General features: G+C 55.7%; 10 protein-coding genes and 1 tRNA gene. 8 read left to right on the top strand and 3 right to left on the bottom strand.

Going from position 1 to position 12,774, the window contains the following annotated elements; translation table 11 throughout:
* Nucleotides 1-69 precede the first annotated feature (69 nt).
* Nucleotides 70-142 (bottom strand) — tRNA-Phe (locus tag CA832_RS00590).
* A 271-nt stretch (nt 143-413) separates the two neighbouring features.
* Between CA832_RS00590 and CA832_RS00585 the strand changes: the two genes are divergently transcribed.
* The 7 genes from CA832_RS00585 to CA832_RS00555 all read left to right on the top strand — a co-directional run bounded on the left by CA832_RS00585 (nt 414) and on the right by CA832_RS00555 (nt 8,151).
* A complete protein-coding gene (locus CA832_RS00585) occupies nt 414-1,142 on the top strand; it encodes a type III pantothenate kinase (protein ID WP_088340709.1) in 729 nt (242 codons plus the stop codon).
* On the top strand, nt 1,143-2,429 hold the full coding sequence (locus CA832_RS00580; RefSeq protein WP_088339619.1) for a porin family protein: 1,287 nt from the start codon (nt 1,143-1,145) through the stop codon (nt 2,427-2,429).
* Nucleotides 2,430-2,472: 43 nt separating this feature from the next.
* Nucleotides 2,473-3,843, top strand: coding sequence for a tetratricopeptide repeat protein (locus CA832_RS00575; protein WP_088339618.1), 1,371 nt, complete (start codon nt 2,473-2,475; stop codon nt 3,841-3,843).
* Between the two features lie 2 nt (nt 3,844-3,845).
* The gene (gene lptC / locus CA832_RS00570; protein WP_088339617.1) at nt 3,846-4,445 is read left to right on the top strand and encodes an LPS export ABC transporter periplasmic protein LptC; all 600 of its coding nucleotides are present in this window, start codon (nt 3,846-3,848) and stop codon (nt 4,443-4,445) included.
* Between the two features lie 4 nt (nt 4,446-4,449).
* Complete coding sequence (locus tag CA832_RS00565) at nt 4,450-4,653, top strand: hypothetical protein (RefSeq protein ID WP_088339616.1); 204 nt, start codon at nt 4,450-4,452, stop codon at nt 4,651-4,653.
* A 14-nt stretch (nt 4,654-4,667) separates the two neighbouring features.
* Nucleotides 4,668-5,951, top strand: a complete 1,284-nt coding sequence (locus CA832_RS00560; RefSeq protein WP_088339615.1) for a hemolysin family protein — start codon at nt 4,668-4,670, stop codon at nt 5,949-5,951.
* 76 nt (nt 5,952-6,027) lie between these two features.
* Nucleotides 6,028-8,151, top strand: coding sequence for a peptidylprolyl isomerase (locus CA832_RS00555; protein ID WP_088339614.1), 2,124 nt, complete (start codon nt 6,028-6,030; stop codon nt 8,149-8,151).
* Nucleotides 8,152-8,212: 61 nt separating this feature from the next.
* Here CA832_RS00555 and CA832_RS00550 read toward each other — a convergent pair whose 3' ends face one another.
* Together CA832_RS00550 and CA832_RS00545 are read right to left on the bottom strand one after the other, a co-directional pair.
* On the bottom strand, nt 8,213-9,136 hold the full coding sequence (locus tag CA832_RS00550; RefSeq protein ID WP_088339613.1) for a GYDIA family GHMP kinase: 924 nt from the start codon (nt 9,134-9,136) through the stop codon (nt 8,213-8,215).
* Complete coding sequence (locus CA832_RS00545; protein WP_088339612.1) at nt 9,133-10,455, bottom strand: hydroxymethylglutaryl-CoA reductase, degradative; 1,323 nt, start codon at nt 10,453-10,455, stop codon at nt 9,133-9,135. Before CA832_RS00545 ends, CA832_RS00550 begins: the two co-directional genes overlap by 4 nt.
* Nucleotides 10,456-10,609: 154 nt before the next feature.
* Between CA832_RS00545 and CA832_RS00540 the strand changes: the two genes are divergently transcribed.
* Nucleotides 10,610-12,769: a S9 family peptidase gene (locus tag CA832_RS00540; protein WP_088339611.1), complete on the top strand. Its 2,160-nt coding sequence runs from the start codon at nt 10,610-10,612 to the stop codon at nt 12,767-12,769.
* Nucleotides 12,770-12,774 lie beyond the last annotated feature (5 nt).

Genomic DNA, 12,774 nt, shown 5'->3' with positions numbered 1-12,774 from the left:
AGTTTGTCAACCAGATTGTCAACCAAAAAGAAAACCCCCCGAGAACATTAAAGTTTCGGGGGGTTCTTGTGGTACCTCCAGGAATCGAACCAGGGACACACGGATTTTCAGTCCGTTGCTCTACCAACTGAGCTAAGGTACCAGAATACTAAATGAACGACCTGTCTTAACGTGTTTTATGAACCAGGGACACAAGCCCCGATAGCTATCGGGGTTCAGTCCGTTGCTCTACCTCCCGATGGCTATCGGGAGCGCTAAGGTACCAGGATGTCAGGCTGTTCGGGAGTTGGGGGTTTGGCCCGCAACCAGCGCTTTCCGAACAGGCGGGTGCAAATATAATTTCTTATTTATCAAGAACCAACAAAATCCTGAAAAAAGGGGTGGGTCTGCCCGAAATGGGCGATATTTACAGTATGAATTTAGTTGTGGATGCAGGCAATACGCAGGTGAAACTCGGCGTCTTCCGGGGCACGCGCCTGGAGCACGTGGAGCGGTGCGAAGTGGGGACGTTCAAATGGGCCCTTACCCAAACCTTCGATAAGTATCCCGGCATCGGGCATGCCATCCTGGCCTCAGTGGGTTCGCCGGACAAGACCATGACCGACCTGATTCGGGTGTTCTGTCCTGTGGTGGTGGTATCCCCTTCCATGCGCACCCCGTACCGGAATACGTATGCCACTACCCAGACCCTGGGGGCAGACCGGATGGCCCTGGCCAGTGCGGCATTCTTCAGGTACCCGAATACCAATACCCTGGTGATCGATGCGGGTACCTGTATCACCTATGATTTTCTAAATGACTTCGGCGAATACCGGGGTGGCGCCATTTCCCCGGGCCTGCGCATGCGCTATACCTCCCTGAATGCGTTTACCGCACGCCTGCCACTACTGGAGCCGGCAGACCCGCCGGACCTGATTGGCAATGCCACCGAAAGCAGTATCCACATCGGGGTGGTATTCGGGCTTTGCTCCGAAATAGACGGCATGATAGACCGGTATAAATCCCGCTATCCTACTTTAACAGTGATTTTAACAGGCGGGGATGCGCAATTTTTGTCTAAGCGACTAAAAAATACCATATTTGCCCTTCCTAATTTTCTCCTTGAGGGCTTAAATCAGCTGCTGGAATACAACAAAAACTAGATGGTCAGACGTCTCGTCTTCGCAATCCTCATTTTTGCATTTTGCTCAACGTACGCCCAGGACGCCACTGTTTCCCCCTATTCTGCCTTTGGCATTGGGGATATGCGGTCTGTGCGCACGGTCGAAAACCAGATGATGGGGGGTCTGGGCATGTATGGGGATAGCATCCACCTGCACCTTAATAACCCCGCAGCCCTCGGGATGCTCGGGGTTACCGCTTTTGGCGTGGGGGGCTCCCACAGCGAGTTGCGCGTGGAGACCTTTTCGGACCAGCAAAACACCTCGGTTACCAATATCGACTACCTGGCCCTGGCCTTTCCGATAAAAATGCAGCGCGCCGGCCTCACCTTCGGGTTAAAACCCTTCAGTTCGGTGGGCTTCGACATCGAGAACCAAACGGTCAACGACACCGGGGTTCCGGTGAATACCTTATATACAGGTGAAGGCGGGGTAAACCAGGTGTTCCTCACCTTTGGCTTCCGCCTCATGCCGCAGCTTTACCTGGGAGCTACGGTAAACCACTACTTTGGCCGCCTGGAATATGCCCGCAGCCAGGTTACCGAGGGCGTGGCCTTCGGGACCCTGGACGAGCGCATCTCCGATGTGCGTGGATTCGATTTTAACTACGGGCTTATCTATACCCCGAAGGTTACCGACAAGCATACCTTATTTACCTCCTTGCGGGTGCATACCCAGGGCAACCTGACTTCCGAAAACCAGCAGCGCATCGCCAGTTTTGTGCCCCTGACCGGTCGGGATATCGAATCGATAGACGTTAACCTGGACCGCGACCTGCTGCGTTTCACAGAGATCAGAATCCCAACTACCTATACCGTAGGCCTCGGGTACGGGGAGGACAAACACTGGTTTGTAGGTGCCGAATACAGCATGCAGAAGTTTTCCGATTTCCAGAACCGCTTCCTTGAGATTGAGGGTTCCGAGTATGAGGATGCCAGCAGTTATGCCCTGGGCGGGTTTTACGTCCCGGATTACACCTCCCTGGATTCCTATTTCAGCCGGGTGACCTACCGGGCGGGCGTTCGTCTGGATAATACGGGTTTCGTCGTAAATGACAAGCCCCTTTCGAATTATGGCATAACATTTGGAATGGGTTTACCGCTGGGACGCGATGTTACCGGTACCAGTACCTTCTCTAACGTTAACGTGGGGTTCGAATTGGGAAGGCGCGGCACCACGATGAACAACCTGGTGCGCGAAAGCTATTTTAAACTGAGTTTAGGGATATCCTTCAACTCTAAGTGGTTCTTGAAGAGGACTATAAATTGATAAAAAAATTGTATTTTAACCCCCCTCAAAAGAAATGAATACGATGAAAAAGGATTTTTACTCTATGCTGCTTGCGTTTTTTGGGGTCCTCGGATCGGTGTTCGGTCAGGCTCAGAATCCGGAATGCATGACCAACCTTTCCATTTACGCAGAGCACGTAAAGGTGAAGAACTACGAAGCGGCTTACGAGCCCTGGAAGATGGTGTATGACAACTGTCCCGGGGTCAACAAGGCCAACTTTTCCTATGGGGAGCGTATCCTGAACCACAAGATCGACAACTCCACCGGCGCAGAGAAGGAAGGGTATATTAAAGACCTGCTGTCCCTCTACGACAAGAGTATGGAGTATTTCCCGAAGAACTACACCAAGGCGGGAGTAGCCAGTGATAAAGCTTCCCTTCTGTACGACAATAAAATGGCCACGGACGACCAGCTCTACAGCATGCTCTCCACAGCCTTTAAGGAGGACCGGGACAATTTCGATAACCCCAAGGCCCTTTACCTGTATTTCTCCAGCCTGGTAGACCTTCACGGAGCCGGCAAAAAGGACCTGCAGGAGGTATTCGATGTCTATGACGACGTTACCGAAAAGATCGAGGAGGAAAACAGCAAATACCTTAAGCAGATTGAACAACTCCTGCCCAAGGAAGAGGCCGGAACGCTTACCTCCAAGGAAAAACTCCGCCTGAAGTCCTATAACAGCTACTCTGAGAATTACGGAAAGATTTCCGGAAGTATCGATTCCAAACTCGGTGCCCTGGCAGACTGCGAGAACCTGATCCCGCTCTACCAGAAGAGCTTCGAGGAGAAGAAGGGAGACGTTACCTGGGTGAAGCGCGCCGTAGGGCGTATGTTCTCCAAGGAATGTACAGACGACCCGCTCTTCCGCAAACTTTTCGAAGCCCAGCTGGCCCTGGAGCCTTCTGCCAGTGCTTACCTCTATGGCGGTACCCTTAAGGCCAAGGATGGGGACAATAAAGGTGCCATCGCAGACTTCGACAAGGCTGCAGAACTGGAGACCGATGCCCGCAAGAAATCGGACATTCTCTATAAGGCTGCTACCATTGCACGTAAATTCAGCAAGGTTCAGGCCCGGAGCTATGCCCAGAAGGCCATTAGCGCATACGGTTCCAACGGGAAGGCGTATTTGCTGATCGCCACCCTGTACGCATCCAGCGCCAACGAATGTGGCAGCACGCCTTTCGAAAAGCGTGCCGTGTACTGGAAGGCTGCTGAAATGGCCCGCCAGGCCGCACGGGTAGACCCGTCCCTGAGCTCTCGTGCCAGCCAGGCTGCCGCCAGCTACAGTGCCAAGGCGCCTTCCAAGACAGATATCTTCCAGTCCGGAATGTCGGGCAAATCCCTTTCTTTCCCATGCTGGATTGGCGGTAGCGTTACGGTGCCTACCCTGTAGCCATGAGGCCCGGAAAGACCAGAAAAATTTATTGCATTGCCATGGCCTGCGCCATGGCAATGTCCTTTTTGGGCTGTGAGGACCAGTACCAGAGGGTCGGGGAGGAAAAGGCAGATCCGGTATACCCCCAGGGGGTTGCGCGGAATTTTACCCTGAACTATACCGAGAGCCCCAAAGCCCTCAATACCCAGGACAGCAGCCACACCAGGAAAATGGCGGTGCTTCGCAGCCCGGTAAGCGAAGACTATACCAACCTCCGGTTTAAGTACCGCACCTTTCCCGAGGGCCTGACCGTAGAGCACTACGACGAGGAGGGCCGCATGAGTACCATAACGGCAGACTCGGCTATCATTTACGACCAAACCAATGTGGTGGACCTCAGGGGCAATGTGGTGATGGAGACCTTCGACGGGAAGCGGCTCCAGGCCGAACAGTTGTACTGGGACCGCGGCAGCGAATGGATTTTTACCGAATCCCGGTTTACCCTGACCAACCCGGAAGAGGGTTCTGTGCTCAATGGTATCGGGATGGATTTTAACCGGGAATTTACCTATTTTAATGCCCACCGCACCGGGGGCGAATTACAGGTACGAGAAGAATAAACCTATGATCAAGATCCTGAAATACACCGAGTATATTTATCTGGCCATTGGGCTTATATCCATCTATGAGGTAAGCCAGCTTTGGGGGCCGGACCGCAACCGCAGCTACCTGTTTATATTCTTTGCGGTGGTATCCCTGGGGATGTTCCTGTTCCGCCGGAATTACCGGAAGAAGTTCGAGCAACGACAGAAGTCCGATAAACCTTAGGGAACCTGGCGGCCATGACCCTGATCATCATCCTGGTCTCCCTGCTCTGCAGTGCCTTTTTCTCGGGCATGGAGATCGCCTTTATCTCGGCCAACCGGATCCACATCGAGATCGAGAAGAAGCAGGAGGGCTTTCTGGCAGGGGTCCTGGGGCGCCTTACGGCCAAACCGTCCAAGTTTATCACCACTATGCTGCTGGGCAACAACATTGCCCTGGTCATTTACGCCTATTATATGGGGGAGTGGCTCATGCAGTGGTTCCAGGGCATGCTCCCGTCGCCCTACCCGGTGGTGGAGTCCCTCCTTACGGACTTTAGCCTGCTCTCCCAAACGGTGATATCGACCCTGGTGATCCTGGTTACCGCGGAATTCCTGCCCAAGGTGCTTTTCCAGATCTACGCCAATACCCTGCTCAAGGCCCTGGCCGTACCGGCCTATCTGTTTTATCAGGTGTTCTGGCTGATTTCCGAGGGGGTCATGTGGATTTCGGACCGCATCCTCAAGGTTTTTTTTAAAACGGATGGGGATACGGTGCAGCTCACGTTTACCAAGATAGAACTGGGCGATTACATCACCGAGCAGATGGAAACCGTGGAACGGGAAGACCAGGTAGATTCCGAGATCCAGATTTTCCAGAATGCCCTGGAATTTTCCGAGGTAAAGGCCCGGGAAGTGATGGTCCCCCGGACAGAGATCATGGCCGTTGAGCTTCACGAAACCCCGAAAAACCTCACCAAGCTGTTTACCGAGACCGGGTATTCCAAAATCCTGGTCTATAAGGAAAACATAGATAATATTATCGGGTACGTCCACTCCTACGAGTTGTTTAAAAAGCCCAAAACGGTTAAAAGCATCCTTCTGCCCGTGGAGTTCGTCCCGGAAACCATGCTCATCCAGAATATCCTGAACGCCCTCACCAAAAAACGCAAGAGTATCGCCGTGGTCCTGGACGAGTACGGCGGGACTTCCGGGATCCTCACCGTGGAGGACATTATTGAAGAGCTCTTCGGCGAAATCGAGGATGAACACGACAGTGTGGAACACCACGAGGAGCAGGTAGACGAGAACCGGTTTGTGTTTTCGGCCCGCCTGGAGGTAGACTACCTCAACGAGCAGTACCGTCTGAACCTCCCGGAAAGCGACGAGTACGGCACCCTGGGCGGGATGATCCTGAATGAGACGGGAGATATACCCACCAAAGAGGCGGAAATCCGGATCGGGCGCTTCCTTTTCCGCGTCCTGGAGGTGTCCAGTACCAAGATCGACCTGGTGTCCCTGGAAATCCTCGAATCCGATTAGTTTTCCAACCCGTATTTCCCTTTTATTATTGGGGAGAAAATGGTATTTTCGCCCACTGATTTAAAGAAGACCGCACATGGCAATTTTAGAGAAGATTCGCAAGCGTACCACCGTGCTGATCCTGATTATCGGGATGGCCCTGTTCGCTTTTGTGATTTCCGGCATTTTTACCGGTAACGGGGGCATGAGCCTCGGCAAGGTGGGAAGTGCCATAGGGGAGATCAACGGAGAATCCATTAGCATAGACCAGTTTCGGGAGGAAATGGAAGCTGCCGAAGGCCGTTTCGGCGGGCAGGCCACTTCCACCCAGATTGTGAATTCCGTTTGGGAGCAAACGGTTCGCAACACCCTGTTGGGCCAGCAGTTTGGTGCCCTGGGCATCGACATCCAGCAGGACCAGATCATGGAACTGATCCGCAACAACCCCAACTTTACACAAAACCCGCAGTTCCAGGATGCCAACGGGATCTTCGACGAAGACCTCTTCCGCAACTTTATCACGGAACTCCGCGTAAACCAGCCCGAGCAGTACCGGCTGTGGCTGCAGAGCGAGCAGGCCCTGATCCGTGCGGCAATGGAACAAACCTATTTTGACCTGATCCGAGCTGGGATAGGAGCCACCCTCAAGGAAGGGGAACTGGATTACCGCCTGGCCAACGACAAGGTGGATATCCGCTACGTACGTGTGCCCTACACCAGCGTCCCGGACAGCTCCTTTACCATAGGAAAATCCGATATCGAGGCCTATATGAAGGCGCATGAAGATGAATTCCAACAGGAGGCGATGCGGGATATCCGCTATGTCTACTTCGAGGAAAAGGCCTCCGAGGCCGATGAAGCGGCCCTTCGCGAATCCCTGGTAAACCTGCTGGAAGACCGCGAGGAATACCGGGATGAACTGGACTCCACGGTCACCGTGTACGGCTTCCGCAATACCACCGATATGGTGGCGTTCCTGGACCGGAATTCCGACATCAAATACGACACCGTCATGAAAGCCCGGAAGGATTTCCCTTCCGTGGTTGCAGACAGCCTGATGGCCCTGGAAGTAGGCGATCTATACGGTCCGTATCGGGACGGGCAGTACTTCAAGGTCTCCCGGATGATGGACCGGAAGGAAAACGGATCGGTAAAGGCCAGCCACATTCTGGTGGCCTACCAGGGGGCCATGCGCGCCAACCCTGCCATTACCCGGACCCAGGAAGAGGCTGAGGCCCGCGCCCAGGAACTCCTGGCCGAGGCCCGCAAAAGCGGGGCCGATTTTGCCCAGCTGGCCCGGGAGAATTCCGATGGCCCTTCTGCACCCAGCGGGGGAGACCTCGGGTTTTTCCAGGAAGGGGTCATGACTCCCAAGTTCAACGATTTTGCCTTCCAGAACCCCATCGGTACCATCGGCCTGGTGGAAACCGAATTCGGATACCATATCGTTAAGGTAGACGACAAGGAGGATATTGTTCGCGTAGCCACCATGGCCCGCCTTATTGAACCCTCCGAAGAAACCATCAACGCTACCTTTACGGAAGCCACCACTTTCGAGATGGCTGTGAGTGAGGCCACCGACACCTATGGTACCAAGGCTGAGGAAATGAATTATTCGGTAAGGCCGGTAAACCGCCTCAACGCCATGGACGAAAACCTCCCCGGCTTGGGAGCCCAACGCCGTGTGGTAAACTGGGCTTTCAGCCCGGACACCGAAGTAGGAAATGTGCGCCGTTTCGACCTGACAGGCGGCTATGCCGTAGTACAGCTTACCGCCAAATACCGCGAAGGGCTCATGAGCGTGGAAGACGCTTCCGTACAGATTATCCCCCGTCTGCGCCGCGAGCGAAAGGCCGCCCAGCTGATAGCAGCCAACCAGGGGAAATCTATGGAGGATATTGCCCAGGCCAACAACGTGGCGATCTCCAGTGCCTCCGCCCTTAATGCCAAAACCCCCACCATTGCAGGAGCCGGCCGCGAGCCCCTGGTGGTAGGGACTGCCATTTCCCTTGAGGAGGGCGCCGTTTCCGGGCTTATCGAAGGGGAGACTGGTATTTTCAAACTGGAGGTGACTGCCCGGCAGGCCGCCCCGGCCATGGACAACTATGCCCCTTACGCCAATACGCTTACCCGAAGCCTGTCCCCCCGTGTTGGGACCGCGGTTTACGAAGCCCTGAAGGCCAAGGCGACCATCGAGGATGAGCGTGCAGCGTATTACTAAAGATTAATCCGGGTTTAACCCCCTGGAAGAATAAAAATCCGCAGGCAACTGCGGATTTTTTTTATATCAGAACCAGGTCGGAAAAGGGAAAGAGGGTCGTAAATCCTTTCCCTGAAAAGTAGGCCGTGGCCTCGGTGCCCCCGGCAGCCAGGATAAAATCGCCACCCCAGGCGCCCAGGCTTTTTACACTCCCGTCGAAGTCCGGGAAGTGGGATTCTTGTACCGGAGGCATCCCCAGTACATTGGAAATAAGGGCCTCGTGCGCATCCATGGCATTGCGGAAGCTCCCGAGGTCCTGGGCTGTGGCAAGGGTTTCTGCCAAACCCGTAATTTCCTGAAGGGCCTTTGGCCCAAGGCCGCCGGCTTCCCGGTACCTGCGGATACCTTCGCGGCTATCCTGTTTTACATTCCGGTACACCAGCAGCAATTCCTGTTTAAACGGGGGGTTAAAGGGTGCTGGGGTTACCAGAGGCGCTTCGCTTGCGACCCGTGTAAAATATACCGGCCCGGCGGCGGTAGCGCAGGCCAGGTCGTATCCGCTCCCGCCCATGGTCGCCTCAAGCAGGGCGTAGGGATCTACCCCGGCCCACCGGCTTAGGTTGGCCAGCAGGGTAGAGGAGGAGCCCAGGCCCCAGGGCCTCGGGAATTCCAATTGTGTTTCCACGGTCTTACCCTGGCACAAGGCGGCAAACCCGGGGTTCAGGGCAATAGTGGCCTGGAGGATGCGCACCAACCCGGCTTTCGGATCCTTGGGGAAGGGGCCTTTTGTGAGGTTTGGGACGAGTCCCTCCGGTTCAAACCAGGCCTCCAGCCAGGGGCTGCCGTCTGCATCCCGGCTCACCCAGTGCAGCCCCGGGCCTTCTCCCGGGGTCACGTCCAGCCACTGCCCCCGTCTGGTGGGTACGGCCAGGCCCCTGGCCCCGTCCAGCACGGCGTATTCGCCGGAAATCAGGAGTTTGCCATGGCTGTAGAACCGCTCTTTCATGGCATCTGCCGCAGGGCATTTAAGCGGGCCACTACCTCACTGTGGCTTACCGTATGGGTTCTAAAGTAGTCTACCACGGCGGTTTTCTCCGCTTCGGTAGCCCCCAATTGATTCAGGATATTGAGCAGGTGCATTTTCATATGCCCGCGTTGGATGCCTGTGGTTACCAGGGACCTGACGGCCGCAAAGTTCTGCGCCAGGCCGGCTACGGCCACGATCTGCATCAGCTCCGGGGCCCCCGGGTTCCCCAGGATGTTCAGCCCCAGCTTTACCAAAGGGTGGAGTTGGGTGAGCCCCCCCACGGTGCCCAGGGCCAGTGGCAGTTCAATCCAGAACCGGAACATGCCATCGGTACATTCGGCCCCGGTCAGGCTCCTGTAGCTGCCGGAACGGGCAGCATAGGCATGTACCCCGGCTTCCACGGCCCGGAAGTCATTCCCCGTGGCAATGACCACGGCGTCTATACCGTTCATAATCCCTTTGTTGTGGGTCACGGCACGATAAGGTTCGCAATCGGCTACCTGTACCGCCCGTACCAGCCGGGAGGCGATTTCCGCGCCTTCCATGCCGGATTCTGCTTCCAGTTCCTCCACCCGGCAGCGTACCTCGGCACGTACCAGGCAGCCGGGGGTATAGTTGGAGAGGATACTCATAAGTACCTCTATCGGCTGTGCTTCCCCACCCAGGTCCGGATGGTTCCCGGCTTCCCGCAGCAGGGTGGTGGCAAACTGCTCCAGGCAGGAATTGATGAAGTTGGCACCCATGGCATCGCGCGTTTCAAAGCGGCAATGCAGTTGGTAGTACCCATCGAGCCCATCGGTGCGGTCCCGCAGCTCGATGCCGGTAACACCCCCGCCCCGTTTTTCCATATTGCGGGTTATGGGTTCGGCGTCTTGCAGGAGTTGGGGCGTAATGGCCTCGATGAAGGATTGCAGGCCTTTTTTCGGCCCGTGGTACTGAAAGTGGACCTGCCCGATTTTCTCCGTCCCGAGGATCTCCGCGTGGAACCCACCCCGGCAGCCCCAGTATTTGGCGGCCTTACTCGCCGCCGCAACTACGGAACTCTCTTCAATGGCCATTGGGATAGCGTATAGCTTCCCGTTGATCAGGAAGTTGGGCGCCACCCCCAGGGGGAGGTAGAAGTTGCTGATGGTGTTTTCGATGAACTCGTCGTGCAGCTGCTGGAGCTGGGCATCGGAATTCCAGTACTGCTTCAGCAGGCGCTGGGTTTCTTCGGGATAGTCGGTGTAGTTTTCGGCGAGCCAGCGGATTTTTTCATCCTTGGAGCGCTTGGAGAATCCTTCTACGGGTTGGGCCATCGGGGATGTATTTCTGGCCTCAAAGATACGGAATCGAAACCTTCGGGAATATCCGGGAAAACATCCCGCGGGCCGGGGCACAAAATGCCCCAAGGGTTACGGATTCTGGTAAAATATTGCTAAACTTGAGGGTTTATAACCTTTTTTACCCTTTATGAAGATGCGTTTCCCATTGGTGCTGCTCCTGTTGTGTTTTATAACGGCAAGTGCCCAGAAAACGATTACCCTCGAAGAGATCTGGGGCGGGGCTTTCCAGACGGAAGGCCTGCAGGTGCTCCGCTCCATGAATGACGGACAGCACTATACGGTTCTGGAAGTGGACCGGGCCACCCGCAGCAGCGCCATTGTCAAATACGACTACCAAACCCAGCTGCGCGTGGGGACCCTGGTGCAGACCGATACCGGCCGCGGCATCCCCTATTTCACGTCCTATGCCTTTAGCGCCGACGAATCCATGGTCATCCTGGCTACCGATGTGGAAGCGGTATACCGCAGGTCCCGCCTGGGCATCTACTATGTATACGATATGGCCACCGGGGAGGTAATCCGGATAGCCGATGCCAAAATCCAGGAACCCACCCTTTCCCCGGACGGGAGCAGGGTGGCCTATGTCCTGGAGAATAACCTCTATATCCGCGAGCTCAGCAGCGGCAATGTGGTACAGGTAACCACAGACGGGGCCCCCAATGCCATTATCAATGGGGTCACCGACTGGGTGTACGAAGAGGAATTTGCCTTTGTGCGCGCCTTCGACTGGAATACCGCCGGTAACAGGATTGCCTTTCTCCGGTTCGATGAACGGGAGGTACCGGTGTTCTCCATGGATGTCTATGGCGATGGGCTCTATCCGCAGCCCCATGTGTTCAAATACCCGAAAGCCGGGGAGGCCAATGCCGTGGTTTCCCTCCACATCTACAACCTCGATTCGGGCACTACAAATACGGTAGACCTGGGAGAAGCCTATTACATCCCCAGGATCCAGTGGATGCAACACCCGGACCACCTGAGTGTCCAGACCCTGAACCGCCACCAGAACCGCCTGTTGCTGCACAAGGTAGATGCCGCCAGCCTGCAAGCATCTGTCCTGCTGGAAGAAACCGACGCCGCTTATGTGGATGTGACAGACAACCTGACCTTCCTGCCCTCGGACCGTTTTATCTGGACCAGCGAAAAGGACGGCTATAACCATATTTACCTCCACGGGGCAGACGGCGCCCTGGAGCGCCAGCTTACCAGCGGTCCCTGGGAAGTGACCGCCTACTACGGCTTCGATGCCAAACGCAAGCGCATCTACTACCAATCCTCCGAACGCGGCTCCACCGTGCGGGATGTATACAGTGTAGGGACCAACGGGAAGGGGAAGCGCCAGCTAACCCAGGACATAGGCACCCATGGGGCGTCCTTTAGTGCGGATTACTCTTATTTTATCGACTCCTACAGCAGCGCCCAGACTCCGCCGCGGTATACGCTTCACAAGGCATCTGACGGTGCCCTGGTCCGGGAACTCCGAAACAACAACGCCCTGTTGGAAAAACTGGCCGGGTATGCCCTCTCGCCCAAGGAATTCAGCACCCTGGAAGTAAACGGGCATGCGCTGAACATGTACATGATTAAACCTGTCGACTTCGACCCGAACCGGCAATACCCCCTGTTGATGTTCCAGTACAGCGGCCCGGGTTCCCAGCAGGTGGCCAACCGCTGGAACGGCAGCAACGACTACTGGCACCATCTGCTGGCCTCCAAGGGATACATCGTGGCCTGCGTGGACGGCCGGGGAACAGGCCTCAAGGGCAGGGATTTCAAGAAAGTGACCCAGCTGGAACTGGGCAAGTACGAGGTGGAAGACCAGATTGAAGCCGCCCGGAAGCTCAGCGCCCTTCCCTATATCGACGAAGCCCGTACGGGCATCTGGGGGTGGAGTTACGGAGGCTTTATGTCTACCAATTGTATCCTGAAAGGCAACGACGTTTTTGAAATGGCCATCGCGGTGGCGCCGGTCACCAGCTGGCGGTTCTACGACACCATCTACACCGAGCGCTATATGCATACCCCCCAGGAGAACCCGGGCGGATACGATGAAAACTCCCCCTTGTTCTTCGCAGACCGCCTGCAGGGGAACTACCTGCTGGTACACGGCTCTGCAGACGACAACGTACACGTGCAGAACACCATGCGGATGGTGGAGGCGCTGGTACAAGCCAACAAGCCCTTCGAGTGGGCCATCTACCCGGATAAGAACCACGGCATATACGGGGGCAATACCCGCCTCCACCTCTATACCCGGATGACCAATTTCGTTCTGGATAACCTATAACCAAA

It is taken from the genome of Robiginitalea sediminis, assembly GCF_002198115.1.
GTDB lineage: Bacteria > Bacteroidota > Bacteroidia > Flavobacteriales > Flavobacteriaceae > Robiginitalea > Robiginitalea sediminis.
This window is presented reverse-complemented; position numbering and strand designations above follow the sequence as displayed.